We start from the raw sequence: 17,967 nt of genomic DNA on the forward strand, positions 1-17,967 counted from the left end.
CCCTCCCTGCTCTTTCGCTTTTTCTCTCTTTTATCTCCCCCGCACCTGAAACGATCTCTGTTCTGCGGTGCAGTTATGCTTTTGTTTATGATTTTTCAAATACCCGGAGCTTTGCGCTCTTGGAACGCGGGTTTTCTTCCATCTCCTGATCGGTCGGAAGAATCGGTTTTCTTGTAATCACCCGGCCGCGGCTTTTGCGTCCACAGACACAGACCGGAAAATCCGGCGGGCAGATGCATGGATTTTCATTCGTCCGGAAACGGTTCTTTACGATTCTATCTTCCAGGGAATGGAACGTAATGATCGAAAGCCGTCCGCCCGGTGCCAGGCGCTCAATCATCGTATCGATCGAATCTTCCAGCACATCCAGTTCCCGGTTTAACTCGATCCGGATCGCCTGAAACGTACGCTTTGCCGGATGACCGCCGGTCGCCCGGACCTTTGCCGGAATCGATGCCCGGATGATCTCCGTCAGCTCGCCTGTCGTCTCAATCTCTTTTTTCTGTCGTGCCTGTACGATGTGTTTTGCAATATTCTTCGCAAACCGATCCTCACCGTAGTCCCGGATGATCCGGTACAGTTCCATCTCACTGTAGGTATTGACGATGTCCTTCGCGGTCTGCTCATTTCTCTGATCCATCCGCATATCCAGCGGCGCATCGTCCTCGCGATAGGTAAATCCCCGTTCCGCTGTGTCAAGCTGGAAAGAAGAAACACCCAGATCCAGATAAATTCCATCCACCTGCGGAATCTCCAGCTCATCTAACACCTGTGCAATCCGCTCATAATTGCTCCGCACAACGGTTATCTTATCTCCAAAGGGAGCCAGACGTTCTGACGCAGCCGCAATCGCGTCCGCATCCTGATCAATCCCGATCAGGCGTCCGCCGTCTCCCAGCCGTGCCGCTACCTCGCTCGCGTGACCGCCGCCTCCCAGTGTCCCATCCACATAGATACCCTGGGGCTTTACACAGAGACTGTCAACCGTCTCATTTAATAATACTGATTTGTGATTAAATATCATATGCCAAGGCCTTCCATATTTTCTGCAATCTCTTCCATGTCATCATAGACATTCTTCTCCGCCCAGGTCGCCTTGTTCCAGATCTCGATCCGGCTTCCGACGCCGACCAGGACAACCTCCTTCTCGAGTCCTGCAAAATCCCGCAGAACTGAAGGAAGCAGGATTCGTCCCTGACGATCCACCTCACACGCCGAGGCACCTGCCAGAAAGAAACGGGAGAATTTTCTGGCATTCTGATTGGTAAGTGGGAGTGCCTGTAACTTCTCTTCGAACTTTTTCCACTCGGTGTTATCGTACACAAAAAGACAGCCATCCAACCCCTTTGTCACCACAAATTCGTCTCCAAGCTGTTCCCTGAACTTCGACGGGACGATCAAACGTCCCTTCGCATCGATTGTATGATTGTATTCTCCCATGAACATATCAATCACCCGTCATCCGATGTGTACCACTTTTGTGTCCCGAAAATCCATTTCGTTCCACTTTTCACCACTTTCTACCACTTGTTATGTTTATTTTAGTACATGCCCATCAAAATGGCAAGGTCTAAATCGAAAAAAATCAGAAAACTCAGGCACCGGTTCTTTTTCCGAACACACGTACCTGAGTTTTCTGTACTTATCTATATTTGTTTCTATTTCCACTCTTATTTTATAGCGCCGTCTCCAGCCCTCTTTCAGTTTCCGTCTCCAGCCCGATATACTGATTTAAGAGTTTGTCAAGCTCCACACTGTAGTGATAAATTGTGTCATATGCTGCCTTTGTGTCAATATTTTGATTCAGCTGCTGTCTTGCCCGTTCAATCTTTTGAACTAATTCTTCTCTCATATCCGCCATCCTATGCATTCTCCTTTTCTATTCTCTAGTGCCATTCCTCCTTACTTCACTGTCATTTTACGTCTTCCACCAGCAAAAAGCAAACTATTTCGACCGATTAAATTCGACAAAAAACGACGTTTGTTACTGTTCACACACGTGTGCCCAGCAACGGGATTTTGCCGATGCTACGCATTCCAAATCGGCAAAATCTGCTGCCGGAACTGTATCGTACGGAATTTTCAGTTCAGAAAAATCCTACCTGTGAACAGCAACCGGCGTTTGCATATAACAATAGGGCAGAATCCCGAAGAATCCCACCCTACTATATAAATACATTATTCAGAATAAATCTGCTCTATCCTATTTCACGCCAAAGATAGCCATGAATGTACCTGCTGCTACGGCAGTACCGATAACACCAGCTACGTTCGGTCCCATTGCGTGCATCAGAAGGAAGTTGCTCGGATCTGCCTCAGAACCAACCTTCTGGGATACACGTGCTGCCATCGGAACTGCAGATACACCTGCGGAACCGATCAGCGGGTTTACCTTACCATGAGTTACCTTGCACATAATCTTACCGAAGATAACACCTGCTGCAGTACCCAGAGCGAATGCAATCAGACCCAGAACTACGATCTTGATGGTATCCAGGTTTAAGAAAGCCTCTGCACTGGTAGTAGCACCTACGGAAGTACCCAGGAAGATAACGACGATGTACATCAGGGCGTTGGAAGCAGTCTCTGTCAGCTGCTTAACAACACCAGACTCACGGAACAGGTTACCAAGCATAAGCATACCAACCAGCGGAGCAGTTGTCGGCAGAATCATGCAGACAACAATTGTAACAACAACCGGGAACAGAATCTTCTCCAGTTTGGATACCGGACGAAGCTGCTCCATACGGATCTCTCTCTCCTCTTTGGTGGTAAGGAGTTTCATGATCGGCGGCTGGATAATCGGAACCAGAGCCATGTAGGAGTAAGCTGCTACGGCAATCGGTCCCATCAGACCTGTCTGACCAAGTTTACCAGCCAGGAAGATAGAGGTCGGGCCGTCTGCACCACCGATGATGGAGATAGCAGCCGCAGCCTTATCGTTGAATCCCATGAAGATAGCCATGAAGTAAGCGCCGTAGATACCGAACTGAGCAGCTGCACCGAGCAGGAAGCTCTTCGGGTTAGCGATCAGCGGACCGAAGTCTGTCATCGCACCGACACCCATGAAGATGAGGGATGGTAAGATACTCCACTCATCCAGTAAATAAAAGTAATGTAAAAGTCCACCAACTCCGTTCGATGAGTCTTCAATCGATCTCATAATATCCGGATAGATATTTACAAGCAGCATACCAAAGGAAATCGGAAGAAGCAGTAACGGCTCGAATCCTTTTCCGATTGCCAGATACAGGAAAATCAGCGCTACGAAAATCATAACGATGTTTCCAAATGTCAGGTTTAAGAATGCTGTCTGCTGAAGAAGATTGGACAATGTAGTTGTTATATATTCCATATTAATTCCTCCAAACGGAATAACATATCCCGTATTTTTTCAGCCAGTTTTATAAAAATTAGATTAGTTTAATGTAGCAAGAACTGCGCCCGGTTCTACCATATCGCCTACTGCAACATTAACACTGGCAACGGTACCGTCCTGAGGAGCTACGATCTCGTTCTCCATCTTCATAGCTTCCAGAAGCAGGATAACCTGACCACGTTTTACAGCTGTGCCAGCTGCTGCCTTAATACCAAGGATCTTACCTGGCATCGGGGATGTGATGGTTACGCCGCCTGCTGCCGGTGCTGCTGCTGGAGCCGGTGCTGCTGCCGGTGCTGGAGCTGCTGCTGGAGCCGGTGCTGCTGCGCCTGCAAATCCCTCTTCTACGGTTACCTGATATGCTGTACCATTTACGGTGATAGTATAATTCTTCATTTTAAATTCCTCCAGATTTTATCGATGATTATTTACGTGTAATGGAGCGGATATTTACGCTGTCTGCCGGTACGCCGGTTGCTGCTGCGATCGCTGCAGTGATAACTGCTACCAGTTCTCCATCGTTTGCCGCATTGCCTGCTGCTGGTGCTGCGGTACGTGCCGGCGCTGCTGCCGGTGCTGCAGTCTGTACAGGTGCCGGTGCTGCTGCCGGTGCCTCTGCTCCTGCTTTTTTAGCCTTTACATTTGCCTCAATCTCGTTAACCTTCTTGAAGCTGCTGATAATTAAGCTGATGAAAATCAGTACCAGGAATACGGTACCCATACCCATCAGGGTATTTAATGCTGCCTTCTCCATCTTCTCACCGAAGCTGTAGTTTACAACAAAGGATAACTCGGTCGGTACCAGAGAAGTACCGCCGTAGCTGCTTACGCTCTCCTCAGCGGTCAGGGAGAAAGTCAAGTCTCTCTTCTCAAAGGAAGCCTGAACAACTGCTGTGTAGCTGTCATCATCGGCGCGCTCTACGGTCACGCTCTGAACCTCACCCATCTTGCCTAAATCGTCCTTAGAACTAGTCCAGGAAGAAATTGCAGACTCAATGACTGTGTTTTTCTGCTTCTCAGCCTGTTTCAGCTGTGCTGCCAGATCTTCGTCACTGTAGCTGGCGAACTGCTCCAGATAGCTCTTAGCGCCATCGCTCATGGTCTGCTCGATCTCCGGAGAAATCGGCTCTACCGCTTCTTCAGAAGCGCTACCACAGGCGGACAGAGCGAAAAAGCAGACTGCCATGCAAAGTACAAGCAGCATTCTTTTCATATTCTGTTTCATAAATGTGTCACCTCGTAATTAGATCGTTCCATGCTTTGACGGACGTCCCTCTTTCTTCGTGAATCATATCCTGACAGCATCCATGTTTCTTTCATGGCGCCATCCGTGATACTTCCCACCTATCTGTGTTTGCAGGTGTTTTTGCAAAATTTCCAGAGCTTGTCATCACTCCGGGAATTCTCCATCTGACACGCTGCGGCAGCAGAGGATTGTACACTCTCCTCTGCATACATAAATGGCATGCACTTCCGTCTATGCGAATCCGACTTTAATGGCCATGCATACATAAACATCTGTACCACTGACTTGTTATTCGATTCTCACATAAGCGCTGTCCGGTGCCTGACTGATGACAAACACTGCCCTCATCCCTGTTTCCGGAAATGATTCCGGCAGCCAGCCGCACTGACATCCCTTTTTTAGCACTACAACTCCGCCGACGGTTCTGATTATATAATCATTATACAATATGTAAAAACACGCTGCTTCCATGCAGTACTAAATCCGGAATCTGCATTCTCCGACCTTTCCCTGCCTGCGTCTTAGCGCAGCTACCTGCCTGCGAACCACTGCTTTCACAGTTTCCTGCTGACAAACGCCCCCGCTTTCGCACTACTTCTGTGCCCGCCATCCCGATTCTGCGCTTTTGCCGATATAACGCATACCGAGGCTCTTCCTAATTTGCAGCCAGAAGAGCCTCGCATCTTTCGTCAAATCCGCACCGGAACAGCCGCAGCTTATCTTGCACATACAGTTGATATAGCAGTTTGAAACGTCATGTTATGCCAGATTACTTATGCTGGTTTCCTCCATCCCATAAGCAAGTCCATTTTTTTGCCTGTTTAACATTGTATAATGAGGTCGGCAAAAAAGCAAGTTATTTCCGTTCGAATTTGTTTACTTTTTCATTTTTTTAACTGAATCAGCTCCAATATCTGGGTACTGGTTCAAATCATATTTATATTATACCCCTGCCGGACCGGACGGCTGCACCGGTGACTGGCTTCCGGTTATCGGAGTCTGTCCATCCGTCGAACCGCCATTTCCCGCCGCATTCTCCTCCGGCAGAACTACCGTGCAGCTTCCGTCTGCCGCTGCCTGCCAGGTATTTCCATCCATCTCGAACGTAATACCTGCGTACATCGCGCCGCTGGCATCCAGGTAATATTTCTTACCGCCAAGATCCAGCCAGCCGGTCTGCATCACGCCGGACTCGTTCATGTAATACCACTTTCCGCCGACTGCCTGCCAGCCCGTCGTCATGGCGCCGGAGCCGTCAAAGTAATACCAGCTTCCGCCCAGGTTCTGCCAGCCCGCCTGCATCGCGCCGGATGCGTTCAGATAATATTTCTTGCCGCCCGTCTCCAGCCAGCCGGTCTGCATCAGACCATTGTCCGCCATGAAATACCAGCTCCCATCAACCGCACGCCAGCCCGTCGCCTGCTCGCCCGATGCATCAAAATAACGCCAGCCGCCATCCAGTGTCTTCCAGCCGGTAATCATATGACCATCCGCCTCCAGATAATACTTTTTGCCTGAAAGCTCCAGCCATCCTGTAGACGGATTGCCCGCCGCATTCATATAGTACCAATTCTGACCATCGTTAATCCACGCCGATTTCTGCATCACATGGTTCTGATAATAGTAACGGTTCCCCGCGATCGTCCGCCAGGTATTGCCCGGAATGATCTGCATATAATCTTTATACAGATAATCAATATCCACATTGCCGTTCACGCCCTTGACCGAACCGGTGTTGGACGCCTGCCACATCGAGGTCTTTGAATATGTATACTTCTGCTGGTATTTTGCCACCCATATATCATACGAAATCTTCGACATATCAATCTTATTGGCAATCCAGTATTCATTTGCATAGACCATCGGATAATATCCTGCATCCTGAATCCGCTTACAGAACGCGTTGATCACATCGCTGACCTGAGACTGCGTCAGAGTTCCCAGCGTATTAGCATCCTCGGCATCAAAGACAACCGGGAAGGAGATAGGATAATCCTTGATAAGATTCAGGACAAAATCCGCCTCCTGCTGCGCCATTTCGACCGAAGTCGCATACGAATAAATGTACGCGCCCAGCCGCAGCCCTGCCTGGCTCGCATTTGCCGCGTTCATAGCGAAAAACGGATCCACATTACCGCGGAACCGGGTTGCCAGCATCGCAAACTGTACATTATCCGATGCCACCTGGCTCCAATTTACATTCTGCTGCCAGTAAGACACATCCACGCCGCGCGCAATCGCACCGATCCCCTCATTCTCCGTCACCCGGTACACGCCAAGCCCCGATGTGACCGCGCTCACACCCCCATTGGAAACAGAAGTCGAACCGCCAGAGCTGCCTGTACTTCCCGAATTGGAGCTGCCCGAACCGCCGCCCGGCCCCGCATTCGAGGATGACGATGTAAGAGAAGAATCTCCCGCCGGTCCTGCCAGCGCTGTCATCGGCTGAAAACACAGCGCTGCTGCCAGCATGCCAGCCGCTGCCCGTGAAAGCACACGCGCGCCCCCCATCCTTTTTTTGTTCACTCTATTCCGATTCATGCCAAAAAACCTCCTTGATTATCCTTTTATTCCTGTTGTCTGTTCACCATTTTATATACATTTCCCCGCCTGATCCGGCGGGGGCATATGCGAAACAGATATGGTTCATCCACACACTGTGTAACCAACAGCAGGACTTTCCCTATTATAATCTAGTTTAACAGATACTCCCCATCCACTTCAATAGAGAAACTTTAAATAAAATCTGTCAAATTTATTACAGAATGCTTCCCTTTCTGCTAAAAGAATGAAGCCGTCCATGCCAAAAACAGGATTTTCAAGCAGAAAAACACAATAATGCCGGAACAAAGCTTTCCCCCGTTCCGGCATTTCATTTTTGCATATTCAGTTTTCCGCAAAATTCCACTTTTCTTTATTCCTGCAAAGGAACTTTCGTTCTCCTGAAAGATTTTTTCCTATTTCCGATTCCGGTTCATCAGGCGGATAATGTACAGAAACAGGTTGATAAAATCGAGATACAGCTGCAACGCCGAGAATACCGATGCTTTCTGAAGCAGCTCCGGATCCGCAGAGAAAATCTGGTAATTATCCCGGATCTTGGTTGTATCATAAGCGGTAAAGCCTAAGAATACCACGATACCGGCATAGCAGAGCACTGTCTCAAAGCTGCCTAGATTTAAAAACATTGAAAGCAGACCAAAGAGAATCAGAAACAGCAATCCGCCAACGAGCAGTGGACGGATTCCGCTCAAGTCCAGCTTGAAGATCAGGCTGACGCCCGCCATCATTCCGAAGAACAGCGCGGTCGCCGCAAATACAAACACCATCTCCACAACACCGAAGATCAGGAAATACATCGAGAAAACAACGCCGTTTAAAGCTGCATAGAATAGAAACAGCCCTCTCGCCGCTCCCACCGATAACTTGTGAATCCGGGCACTCAGCCAGATCACCGTCAAAAGCTCCAGTCCCGTCAATGCGAGGGTCGCATACGGAACCTGAAATACATACAAAATCGCTCCCGTCACGTATCCGGCTAATGCGATGCCAAATGTCACAAGAAGCCCTGCAAACATCCATAAATATGTCTTCGCCACATACTGTCCCAGTGTCTCATGGCGTTCCCCCGCCATCTGCCAGGACTCATTCATTGGTTCATAGCCCATAATTCTGCCTCTCTTTCTGACCAGCGGCAAGTGCCTCTGCCCTCTGTTTCGAATCTCCGTTTTATCTGCCGCTTGCGCGGCATCCATCCAGGAAGAAACACTGTCACCTATCTTTTGTAACATAAGAATATCACACTTTCTGAAAAAAATCCAGTACCACCCCGTTTTGTCAATCATTTTCGAAACCATGCATAACTATTTACAGGTTATGAAGCTCCCGCCTCTTTTTCTTCCACGGAAGCGGCACATTCCATTTTTTCAGCGCACTGAAAAAATAATAATAAATATTAAAGAGAACCGTTGTGATCGTCCAGGTCAGCGGATAGCTGAATACCACTGTCAGGATATCCGGGCGGATCGGAACAGCGATCAGGATCCAGACAACCCGCAGGACGCACACGCCCAGCGCCGTCATAATCATCGGAATCCAGCAGTCTCCCACACCGCGCAGTGCGCCGGAATAAATCTCAATACAGAGGTATGTCACAAATGCCGGCACCAGGAAGTGAAGAATCTTCATGCCGATCGCAATTACCGCCGCATCCGTTGTGAACAACAGATAAATATAGCCGCCCGTCAGATACAGGATCGTGCTCAGCCCCACCGTGATAATACAGGAAATTCCCAGGCAGACGTACACGCTGCGTTTCACACGGTCCAGCCGCCCCGCGCCGTAATTTTGTCCGACAAAGGTCGTGATGGAGATCCCCAGCGCATTAATGATCATCCAGTAAGTGCTGTCGATCTTTCCATATGCAGCCCACGCCGCCACCGTGTCTGTTCCCAGTGCATTGACGCTGCTCTGGATCACGAGGTTGGAAAAGGAATACATAACCGACTGGAGTCCAGCCGGAAACCCAATCCGGATGATCCGCACCAGAATCACCGGTGTGATCCGCGTTTTCCGGATCTCAAACCGGTACGAGCCATCCGCACGCATCAGCGTTCCCAATACCAGACACGCGCTGACCACCTGGGAAAGGATCGTCGCCACCGCCGCACCACGCACGCCCATCCGAAGTCCTACTACAAACAACAGATCGAGCGCAATGTTTGTAAAACAGCTGATCACAAGGAAATAGAACGGTCTTTTGGAATCACCGATCGCCCGCAGGATTCCGGCACCCATATTATATAAGAGGTTCGCCGTGATTCCGACAAAATAAATGTGCAGATACCCGCTTGCATTGTCCATGATATCCTCCGGCGTCCCCATCAGGCGAAGCGCCGTGTCAGAAAAAAGGAGTCCGCCAACCGTCATGAGGATACCGCACAGCAGCGAAAAGGCAATCGCCGTGTGGACTGCCTCGCTGACCCGCTGACCGCGTCCCGCCCCGTAAAACTGGGCGATGATAACTGTCGCACCCGAAGAAAGTCCCACAAAAAAGCCAACCAGCAGGTTCGTAAGCATCGATGTGCTTCCGCCGACCGCCGCCAGCGCTTCCTTTCCGACAAAACGGCCTACTACCACCGCATCTGCCGTATTATAGAGCTGCTGAAAAAAAGTTCCAAATAAAATCGGGAAGAAAAATAGCAGAAGCTGTTTCCAGATCACTCCCTCTGTGATCGCATTTGCCCGGCCAGTCCCCCCGGTTTGTCTGACTCCCTCTTCCCGTCTGGTATCTTTCATCCAATCCACCCCCTCTTATGTTCTTTGTCTCTGTTTCCTGTATGCATCCTGCTCACAGATATTTCACCTATATGAATTCATATGTCTTTTCGTTATTCTTCTCCCGCAAATCCCATTTCCAACTCAATTCAGCTCCGCAATCCGCGAGATCCCCACATAGATATGAGAAATCTTGTACCAGGTAGCAAAATCGACCACGCCCGTCTGCGGAAGTCCAAACACCGACTGGAACGCCCGTACGGACGCCTCCGTTCCGGATCCGTAGATCCCGTCCGGCGTAACCCGCGGGATCGCTGTATACACAGTCGCCACCGCGTCAAGCTGCTGCTGCAGCTGCCGCACCTTATCGCCGCTGGACCCCACCTTAAGCGGTTCCCCCGGATAGGAGATCGGGATTCCTGATATCTGTTCCGCAGTGTTGATGTAAATACTATTTCCATAGAAGCGCCGCAATATCTCGATCGCGCTGTATCCCTGTTCTCCCAGACTGCAGGATCCCCACTGGGTCATCCAGCCCGGGCAGGACACCCGCCGCCCGTCGCAGTACTGTGTCAGAATCGGCTGCCGCACACCGGGGCGGGACAGATAGTTGTCAAAAATGTCGTCCACCACCTCTGAGATCGGCTCGAAAATATCACGCCCGTAAATCCACTTGTGATCGAATGCCGTCGAGGAAGTGATTGTAAAATCGTAGCCCTGGTTCCGATACCACTCCGTATACACCCGGTTCAGTGTAAATGACATGATCGCAAGCACATTGGCGACGATCGTGCTGCGCGGCCAGGTCGCGTAGATCTCGCTCGACGCCACGTTTTTGATATAATCCCGGTATGACACATAGTAATCTTTTGCGGAGGCATTGGTCGGTACGCCGTCATGCACGACGATCGTCTGCGGTACCACCACGCGGCTCAGCACGATCTCGCCGCTCTCCTGCACCGGTTTTACCTCATCTTCGGCAATCTTGGGCGGATAGGAACCATATAAGGTATGGTCCGGAATCTGGATATTCTCCTCCGCTCCGGTCTGAGCCGGAAGCGGAATCATCCGGATCGGCTGGACTGCCAGCACGCCCGCCAGCACCTCTGTTCCCTTTACCCTTACCGGCTCATAGCCCGCTGCCCGCACTTCCACCGTATAATTCGCATACGGCTTTTCCCGGTTCTGTTCTTCCAGTGAAAGCAACGCAGGAGGCGCCGCTACCGCAATCTCCTCCGTCTGCCCGGATAAATTGGTTCTAAGCACTTCCTGCGTCTGTCCTGAATTGCCATAGCTGACCGAAACCTCTGCTCCCTCAATCGGGAAATTGTTTTCACGGTTTACCACATCGATCCTCAGATAGCCGTCCTGCATTCCAGTTGTCTCACAGATTCGAACACGGTCGAACAAATGATAGCGCATACACGCAGCCTCGCATTTATTTTACATGGTCATTTACAGTTTATATCCGGCATCTTTTATCTATGCCGGTTTTTAACCGCTTTTTAATGTTTTACTGCCGTATCTTCCTTGTTCTCCTCCTCTAAATCGCTCGCGTCGCCTCTGTCAGCCATGCTTTCTCTTCCTCCGTCATATACGGAGACAGCTTCTTAAACACGCCCTTGTGGTACGCGTTCAAAAGCTCGCGGTCACGCCCTTCCATCAGCGATACATCGATCGTGTCCAGATCAATCGGAACCCAGGTCAGATTTTCAAATTTCATGAACTGACCAAATTCATTCTTCACATCTTTCACACAGAGCATCAGATTCTCCGTCCGGATGCCAAATTTTCCTTCCAGATAAAGACCCGGCTCATCAGAGGTAACCATGCCTTCCTCCAGAACCGCATTTTCAGCGGGCGATGTGAGCAGCCTCCATCGGATGGAATTCGGGCGCTCATGCACACAGCCCAGATAGCCGACACCATGCCCTGTTCCATGGTTGAAATCCAGGCCGTTTCTCCACAGGAGTTCGCGCGCAATATAGTCCAGGTTGATACCGCGGCAGCCATACATAAACTTCGCATCCAGCAGACGCAGCATCGAGCACGCCACCAGCGTACAGCAGCGTTTTTCTTCCTGCGTGATCGGTCCGACCGCGATGGTACGCGTCACATCCGTCGTTCCCTCATAATACTGTCCGCCGGAATCGACCAGATACAGCCCCTTATTCGGCACACTGCTCTTCTCTGTCTCAGACGCCGTATAGTGGCACATCGCCGCGTTCGGTCCCCACGCAGAGATCGTCGTAAAGCTCATATCCAGGCAGTTTTTTTGTTCCAAGCGCAGCTATCCAGATATTCCCCGGCGGTCCACTCATCCAGTCCTTTTTCACCTGCATGTTCCTTCATCCAGCGCAGGAAACGGGTCAATACCAGACCATCCTGCACATGCACGCGGCGCATATTTTCCTGTTCCACTGGATTTTTGACTGCTTTTGCCGCTGCCGTCGGGTTCATCGCCTCGATCACTTTCACACTCGCATCCAGGCACCGGAACAGACGGTAATTGATCTTCGACTTTTCCAATAATACACGCTCATAGCGGAATGCGGATGCAATCTGGTATACCGCCTCATATGGCATGATCCGAACGCCCAGTCCATGCAGATAGGCACGTACTTCCTCGTTCAGCGTCTTCTCATGAATAAAGAAGAATAATTCCTGTTTTGTCACAATCAAGTAGGACAATACAACCGGCGTATGTACAATGTCATCGCCCCGGATATTTAAAAGCCACGCAATATCATCAAGACTCGTCAGCAGATGCACCGTCGCCTGACACTTTTTCATCTCCCCGCGCAGATCTGCAATCTTCTCCGCCGCCGGTTTTCCCGCATACTTCTCTTCCAGAATCCAGACCGGGTTCATCGGAAGCGCCGGGCGGTCATCCCAGATACTCCCAATCAGATCCTCTCCCTCCGAAATGCGTACCTTTTTCCCAGACAGTGCTTTCGCGATGTGCTCGCCCTCTGCCGTATCGACCACTCTGCCGTCAAAGCCCAGAACACCCTGTTCCGGCATATGTTTTTTCAAAAATTCCAGCGTTGTCGGCACGCCCTCCTGACCGGAGCGATAAAGTTTCACCCCGCTGCCGGAAAGCTCTGCTGCCGCCTGCACAAAATATCTGCCATCCGTCCAGAGCCCTGCGTCCTCCATCGTGATGATCGCTGTTCCCGCCGAGCCGGTAAAGCCTGTCATATATTTCCGGCATTTGAAATACTCGCTCACATATTCCGAGCCATGGAAATCCGATGTCGGAATCAGATATGCGTCCATTCCACGCTCCGCCATCTTCTCGCGAAGCTGTTCAATTCTCTCCCGAACCTCACGTCCCATTTTTCTGCCTCCTATTGTTTCTCTATTATCCATTTTTCAACGCATCTTCGATCGCCTCCGTGATCGCCTCACTGTACGTCGGATGCGCGCGCATCGCCGTCGAGAGCTGATATGCCGTAAGACCGTTGGCGATCGCCGTTGCCATCTCTCCAATCATGTCCGTCGCACGCGCACACATGATCTGCGCCCCGATCAGCGTGTTGGTATACGCCTCAAAAATCAGGCGCACAAAACCGCGGCTGTTTCTCGCCAGAAGCGCTTTTCCATTTTCCGTCATATATGCCACACCGCACTTGATCTTCATATTATAAAGGCGGGCATCATTTTCCGTAAATCCAACCGCCGCAATCTCCGGCTCCGTATAAATACAGGTCGGCACAACCGGAAGCACGACATACATACCGTTCGGCACGACCGAAAGCTGCATCCGGTGTCCGCGTCCCGCCAGGTTTTCGACCAGATAAGCCGCATGGGACGCTGCCACATGGGCAAGACGTTTCCGCGCCACGGTATCGCCGATCGCATAGACATTTTCCTGCGTCGTGCGGTAGGTTCCCTTGATGAGCGGACGCCCATTTTCCAGCTGTACCTGACAATCGTCCGCCAGAACCTCGACATATTCGGGCGTCTGCCGACTGCCACCAGCACGCGGTCCGCCGGGCTTTCCTTCCAGCCGCGCTCACAACGGTAATTGACCGACACCGTGTCATTGCCGCGATCCTTGATCTCCATGACCTGTACATTGCAGTGGACTTCAATACCCTTAGAACGCAGATTTGCTTCCATCTGCTCGGAAATCATCGGATCCATCGACTCCAGCAGACGATTTGCCTGCTCCAAAAGCGTCACGCGGGAACCGAGCGCCGCGAAGATCGTCGCGATCTCCACACCGATGACACCGCCGCCGATGACCGTCAGACAGTCAAAATTCCAGTCATCCATCCGCAGAATATCACGGCTTGTCATAACCTGCGGCAGATCAATTCCCGGGATATCCGGAATCACAGGGCTGGAACCGGTTGCCAGAATCACATTTTTTCCTTTCAGCGTCAATGCGCCTTTGGAGGTCGTCACACGCACCACATTATCCGCATGCAGGCGCGCATCGCCGTGAATCATCTCCACCTCCGCTTTTTCTAACATTCCCTGAATCATTGAGCGGAATGATTCCACGGACTCATTTTTATAAATCTGCATCTGCCGCCAGTCAAAGCTGACCTTCTCCGCCACGATGCCAAACCGGAATGCTTTCAGCATATCCCGGTAGACTGCCGTCGCCTGCAGAAGCGCCTTGGCAGGAATACAGCCGGTATTGACGCATGAGCCGCCCAGCGCTTTTTTCTCGATCAGGACTGCATCCATCCCCATCGCTGCCGCACGCAGCGCTGCCGTATATCCCGCCGGTCCCGCACCGATAATAATTAAATCATAGATATGATCCGCCATATAAATATCCTATCCTCTCATTCTATGGGCTTCCCATTACATAAAAAGAATGTGCCTTTTTGTGTAATAGGGAATTCTAATGAATTTCTTATTACACAAAAAACTGCCGCAGAAAATCACTTTCCCGGGCAGCTTTTCATCAATTTTATTTTTACAGCAGATGAATGTTGTGAGCCTCTGCCTCTGCGCGCACACCGTCCGGCCAGATCGACGCCTGCACCTCTCCGATATGTGCTTTCCGCAGAAAGAACATACAGATACGGGACTGACCGATACCGCCGCCGACTGTATACGGAAGCTCTCCCTCCAGAACTGCTTTCTGGAATGGCAGCTCCGCGCGTTCCTCACATCCCGCCTTTACCAGCTGCTCTTTCAGGGAATCCTCATCAACACGGATACCCATGGAAGAAAGCTCCAGTCCGATATCCAGAACTGGATAATATACCAGAATATCGCCGTTTAATTTCCAGTCATCATAGTCCGGAGCACGACCATCGTGCTTCTCACCGGATTTCATCTTGTCACCAATCTGCTCAATAAATACCGCACCATGCAGCTTCGCAATCTTATACTCGCGCTCCTTCGGTGTGCAATCCGGATACATATCTTCCAGTTCCTGGGTCGTCACAAATGTGATATTTTCCGGAAGATAACGTCCAATGTACTCATATTCATATGCCATATAGTCCTCGGTCACTTTCAGTGCCTTGTAAACCGAACGGACAATGGATTCCAGTGTCTCACGGGTACGATCTTTTTTACTGATGATCTTCTCCCAGTCCCACTGATCCACATAAATGGAATGGATGTTGTCTGTATCCTCATCACGACGAATCGCGCTCATGTCGGTGTAAAGGCCTTCACCTTCCTGAAATCCGTACTCTTTTAATGCCTGACGTTTCCATTTGGCGAGAGAATGTACAATCTCAGCCTTCCGATCTTTCTGCTCCAGAATCCCAAAGGATACCGGGCGCTCTACGCCGTTTAAGTTATCGTTCAGACCAGATTCCGGCAGTACAAAAAGCGGTGCGGACACACGGGTCAGATTGAGCTGTTTTGCCAGTTCTCTCTGAAAAAAGTCCTTGATTTCCTTGATAGCAACCTGTGTTTCTCTCAAATCCAATACCGGTTTATAACCAGCCGGAGTAATTAAATGTTCCATCTGTTACATCCTCTCTTTTTCCCGGTGCGTGTCCGGTTCCCTGCCGCACTGCCGATTTCTGCAGCCGCAGTTCATCCTTTTAGTCAAAGCTTGCAGGCACGCGCCTTTTAAGTCATTTCTTGTTATTGTACTGCATGGAATTTCTACTCAAAGAAACTCACCTGTGGACAATAACCGTTTGGTAGCTATTATATCATTTATATAGGAAAATGGGAACAGGTAAAATAGGAAAATAACTTCTTTAAAATAAATGAAGGTGTTCGCACGCTTTATAAATTCCATCTTCCCCGATCGGTGCCGTCACGTAATCGGCTACTTTTTTAAGCGCATCCACTGCATTTCCCATCGCCACGCCGATGCCGGCTTCCTGCACAACCTCAATATCATTCATGCTGTCGCCAAATGCCACTGTATCGGAGAGATCTTCTTTTTCTCCAAAATACACCGCCAGCCTGCGGAGTCCGTCCGCCTTGGAATTGCCTTTCTCGACCACATCCGCGCCATGTCCGCTCGCAAACATCGGCAATTTCAGGGTCGGAAATTCCCGTTCCATCTCCTTCACCTGTTCACGGCTGCCGACAAACGCCAGTGTCCGGACCGGCATCGTGAGCATCTTCCACGGATTCTGGAACTGCCGCCCGCAGCTTCCCCAGAAGCGGATATCATTAGCCGCAATGATCTCCGGATGGATATAGTAATCTTCATCCCCCACCGTCATGCCGATTCCGAATCCCTTTTCATCGCAGAAACTCAGCACCCGGCGCAGGAGTTCCGGATCAAAGATGTGCTCAAACAGCAGCTTATCTCCCACTGTGATCTTCGTCCCGTTCATATGTACAATCGCATCCGGACGGACGATGTCCCGGTACGATGTACTGTAATAATTATCCATATCGCGCCCCGTTGCCAGCACAATCTTGTACTTCGGGCGTAGCTTTTCAATCGCCTCCAGCGCACTCGGTGTGATCTGATCCGTCCGGTGGTCTAAGAGGGTCATGTCAAGGTCAAAACTTATCATGATGTTCTCCTTGGGGTTGGTTACTACAAAAGGTCACAGCCGAAGACTCTGCTATGACCTTTTCTTTTAATTATCCACGTTTTCATCATACCATTTTTCAAATTTGGAGTCAATATTTGGAAAATATTCATTCTATTGATCCATTCCATTGATTCATAAAATTCCACTCAACCATCAAAATTACATCAAAAAACAAACATCCGGCAGCGAAAATTTAGAAGTCATAGTTGATTTTTGATGTAATTTTGATATAATGATATGCATATGATGTTGGGGGCAAAAGCTTTTGACCCCTCTGATACCGAATTGCTCTGCACTGCGTGCTCCCGCAATTCTCAAAAACATTCGCAATTCGCTCATTTTTCTTTGAAAAATGGCTACTTACTCATGTTTTTGGCGGGTCCCAAGGTCAAAAATTCTCCTGCAAGCAAGCTTGCGTCGAACTTCTGACCTTTTGACCCTGGTATCATGCATATAATATTTCAACAAATGGCGGTATATGTCAGCTGAACATTTGGCAAAGTGCAGCTATGATTTATTTTCGGGGTATGGCGTAGCTTGGTAGCGCGCTCGGCTGGGGGCCGAGAGGTCGCAGGTTCAAATCCTGTTGCCCCGATTTTTAGCGTATTCTTAGAGTTCTTAATAACTGAAGGGAAGAAAGCCGGGCAGCTCTCACCGCCCGGCTTTCTTTCCCTCAGTTCACACCTCGTGCAAATTGAATCGCCCTCTCTAGTTTCCGCAGCCACAGCCGCCATTATTGCCGCAGCCGCAGCCAGACTGGCTGTCTCTTCCGGCATCATAGCCATCCCGATAGCCGATTGCATAACCATCGTTGAAACCTCTCCGATAGGAATTTCTTCCGTTATTTCCACAGCTATTCCAGCCCCATCCATTATTTCCACAGCCGCCGCATCCTCCGCAGTGTCCACAACCATTACCCCAAGACCAACACATATGATAATCTCCTTTTCATTTTTCATTGATACTATATCATATGCCTGTCAACGCAAAGTGTGTCCCACTTCCCCGGAAGCCACACTGTCAGCCGTTTCAAGCATCTGTCCCAAAACAAGCCACCAGCCATTTTCTCTGCATCATGG

General features: G+C 50.0%; 17 protein-coding genes and 1 tRNA gene. 1 reads left to right on the forward strand and 17 read right to left on the reverse strand.

Annotation, left to right across the window (positions count from 1 at the left end; all coding sequences use genetic code 11):
• Positions 1-85 precede the first annotated feature (85 nt).
• The 16 genes from rsmH to DWX91_RS09250 all read right to left on the reverse strand — a co-directional run bounded on the left by rsmH (position 86) and on the right by DWX91_RS09250 (position 16,867).
• On the reverse strand, positions 86-1,024 hold the full coding sequence (rsmH, locus tag DWX91_RS09180; protein WP_022360211.1) for a 16S rRNA (cytosine(1402)-N(4))-methyltransferase RsmH: 939 nt from the start codon (positions 1,022-1,024) through the stop codon (positions 86-88).
• Positions 1,021-1,446, reverse strand: coding sequence for a division/cell wall cluster transcriptional repressor MraZ (mraZ, locus tag DWX91_RS09185; RefSeq protein WP_022360210.1), 426 nt, complete (start codon positions 1,444-1,446; stop codon positions 1,021-1,023). The genes rsmH and mraZ overlap by 4 nt, the downstream gene beginning before the upstream one ends.
• A gap of 229 nt (positions 1,447-1,675) precedes the next feature.
• Entirely contained in the window at positions 1,676-1,861 is a 186-nt protein-coding gene (locus tag DWX91_RS09190) for an aspartyl-phosphate phosphatase Spo0E family protein (protein WP_106999723.1), read from the reverse strand.
• A 342-nt stretch (positions 1,862-2,203) separates the two neighbouring features.
• Positions 2,204-3,355 carry a sodium ion-translocating decarboxylase subunit beta gene (locus DWX91_RS09195; protein WP_022360208.1) on the reverse strand — a complete coding sequence of 384 codons (1,152 nt, stop codon included), beginning with the start codon at positions 3,353-3,355 and terminating at the stop codon, positions 2,204-2,206.
• Positions 3,356-3,418: 63 nt separating this feature from the next.
• A complete protein-coding gene (locus DWX91_RS09200; RefSeq protein ID WP_106999722.1) occupies positions 3,419-3,775 on the reverse strand; it encodes a biotin/lipoyl-containing protein in 357 nt (118 codons plus the stop codon).
• A gap of 28 nt (positions 3,776-3,803) precedes the next feature.
• The gene (locus DWX91_RS09205) at positions 3,804-4,604 is read right to left on the reverse strand and encodes an OadG family transporter subunit (protein ID WP_118472910.1); all 801 of its coding nucleotides are present in this window, start codon (positions 4,602-4,604) and stop codon (positions 3,804-3,806) included.
• A 963-nt stretch (positions 4,605-5,567) separates the two neighbouring features.
• Positions 5,568-7,166, reverse strand: coding sequence for a GH25 family lysozyme (locus DWX91_RS09215; RefSeq protein ID WP_243017841.1), 1,599 nt, complete (start codon positions 7,164-7,166; stop codon positions 5,568-5,570).
• A gap of 416 nt (positions 7,167-7,582) precedes the next feature.
• Entirely contained in the window at positions 7,583-8,293 is a 711-nt protein-coding gene (locus DWX91_RS09220; protein ID WP_107000382.1) for a Bax inhibitor-1/YccA family protein, read from the reverse strand.
• Positions 8,294-8,492: 199 nt separating this feature from the next.
• Positions 8,493-9,923: an MATE family efflux transporter gene (locus tag DWX91_RS09225; RefSeq protein WP_106999719.1), complete on the reverse strand. Its 1,431-nt coding sequence runs from the start codon at positions 9,921-9,923 to the stop codon at positions 8,493-8,495.
• Between the two features lie 123 nt (positions 9,924-10,046).
• Positions 10,047-11,324: a peptidoglycan-binding protein gene (locus tag DWX91_RS09230; RefSeq protein WP_118472911.1), complete on the reverse strand. Its 1,278-nt coding sequence runs from the start codon at positions 11,322-11,324 to the stop codon at positions 10,047-10,049.
• 121 nt (positions 11,325-11,445) lie between these two features.
• A complete protein-coding gene (locus tag DWX91_RS18075; protein ID WP_412693867.1) occupies positions 11,446-12,186 on the reverse strand; it encodes a M24 family metallopeptidase in 741 nt (246 codons plus the stop codon).
• Entirely contained in the window at positions 12,159-13,241 is a 1,083-nt protein-coding gene (locus tag DWX91_RS18080) for an aminopeptidase P family N-terminal domain-containing protein (protein ID WP_412693868.1), read from the reverse strand. Before DWX91_RS18080 ends, DWX91_RS18075 begins: the two co-directional genes overlap by 28 nt.
• Before the next feature lie 25 nt (positions 13,242-13,266).
• Positions 13,267-13,641, reverse strand: a complete 375-nt coding sequence (locus tag DWX91_RS17400) for a hypothetical protein (RefSeq protein ID WP_243099012.1) — start codon at positions 13,639-13,641, stop codon at positions 13,267-13,269.
• Entirely contained in the window at positions 13,542-14,687 is a 1,146-nt protein-coding gene (locus DWX91_RS09240; protein ID WP_243099011.1) for a dihydrolipoyl dehydrogenase family protein, read from the reverse strand. The genes DWX91_RS17400 and DWX91_RS09240 overlap by 100 nt, the downstream gene beginning before the upstream one ends.
• A gap of 151 nt (positions 14,688-14,838) precedes the next feature.
• Positions 14,839-15,849, reverse strand: coding sequence for an aspartate--ammonia ligase (asnA, locus tag DWX91_RS09245; RefSeq protein WP_022360200.1), 1,011 nt, complete (start codon positions 15,847-15,849; stop codon positions 14,839-14,841).
• 241 nt (positions 15,850-16,090) lie between these two features.
• A complete protein-coding gene (locus DWX91_RS09250) occupies positions 16,091-16,867 on the reverse strand; it encodes an HAD family hydrolase (RefSeq protein WP_118293745.1) in 777 nt (258 codons plus the stop codon).
• A gap of 542 nt (positions 16,868-17,409) precedes the next feature.
• Between DWX91_RS09250 and DWX91_RS09255 the strand changes: the two genes are divergently transcribed.
• Positions 17,410-17,483: transfer RNA gene (locus DWX91_RS09255), tRNA-Pro, on the forward strand.
• A 113-nt stretch (positions 17,484-17,596) separates the two neighbouring features.
• On the opposite strand, the gene DWX91_RS09260 is transcribed toward DWX91_RS09255, so the two are convergent.
• Entirely contained in the window at positions 17,597-17,821 is a 225-nt protein-coding gene (locus DWX91_RS09260) for a hypothetical protein (protein WP_106999714.1), read from the reverse strand.
• Positions 17,822-17,967 lie beyond the last annotated feature (146 nt).

The sequence above is a fragment of the Clostridium sp. AF22-10 genome, from assembly GCF_003478725.1.
GTDB classification, from domain to species: Bacteria; Bacillota; Clostridia; order Lachnospirales; family Lachnospiraceae; genus Otoolea; species Otoolea fessa.

Coding starts and splice junctions, on each gene's coding strand:
- rsmH (WP_022360211.1), bottom strand. CDS start 1,024: ATGATATTTAATCACAAATCAGTATTATTAAATGAGACGGTTGACAGT.
- mraZ (WP_022360210.1), bottom strand. CDS start 1,446: ATGTTCATGGGAGAATACAATCATACAATCGATGCGAAGGGACGTTTG.
- DWX91_RS09190 (WP_106999723.1), bottom strand. CDS start 1,861: ATGGCGGATATGAGAGAAGAATTAGTTCAAAAGATTGAACGGGCAAGA.
- DWX91_RS09195 (WP_022360208.1), bottom strand. CDS start 3,355: ATGGAATATATAACAACTACATTGTCCAATCTTCTTCAGCAGACAGCA.
- DWX91_RS09200 (WP_106999722.1), bottom strand. CDS start 3,775: ATGAAGAATTATACTATCACCGTAAATGGTACAGCATATCAGGTAACC.
- DWX91_RS09205 (WP_118472910.1), bottom strand. CDS start 4,604: ATGAAACAGAATATGAAAAGAATGCTGCTTGTACTTTGCATGGCAGTC.
- DWX91_RS09215 (WP_243017841.1), bottom strand. CDS start 7,166: ATGAATCGGAATAGAGTGAACAAAAAAAGGATGGGGGGCGCGCGTGTG.
- DWX91_RS09220 (WP_107000382.1), bottom strand. CDS start 8,293: ATGGGCTATGAACCAATGAATGAGTCCTGGCAGATGGCGGGGGAACGC.
- DWX91_RS09225 (WP_106999719.1), bottom strand. CDS start 9,923: ATGAAAGATACCAGACGGGAAGAGGGAGTCAGACAAACCGGGGGGACT.
- DWX91_RS09230 (WP_118472911.1), bottom strand. CDS start 11,324: ATGCGCTATCATTTGTTCGACCGTGTTCGAATCTGTGAGACAACTGGA.
- DWX91_RS18080 (WP_412693868.1), bottom strand. CDS start 13,241: ATGGGACGTGAGGTTCGGGAGAGAATTGAACAGCTTCGCGAGAAGATG.
- DWX91_RS17400 (WP_243099012.1), bottom strand. CDS start 13,641: ATGTATGTCGTGCTTCCGGTTGTGCCGACCTGTATTTATACGGAGCCG.
- DWX91_RS09240 (WP_243099011.1), bottom strand. CDS start 14,687: ATGGCGGATCATATCTATGATTTAATTATTATCGGTGCGGGACCGGCG.
- asnA (WP_022360200.1), bottom strand. CDS start 15,849: ATGGAACATTTAATTACTCCGGCTGGTTATAAACCGGTATTGGATTTG.
- DWX91_RS09250 (WP_118293745.1), bottom strand. CDS start 16,867: ATGATAAGTTTTGACCTTGACATGACCCTCTTAGACCACCGGACGGAT.
- DWX91_RS09260 (WP_106999714.1), bottom strand. CDS start 17,821: ATGTGTTGGTCTTGGGGTAATGGTTGTGGACACTGCGGAGGATGCGGC.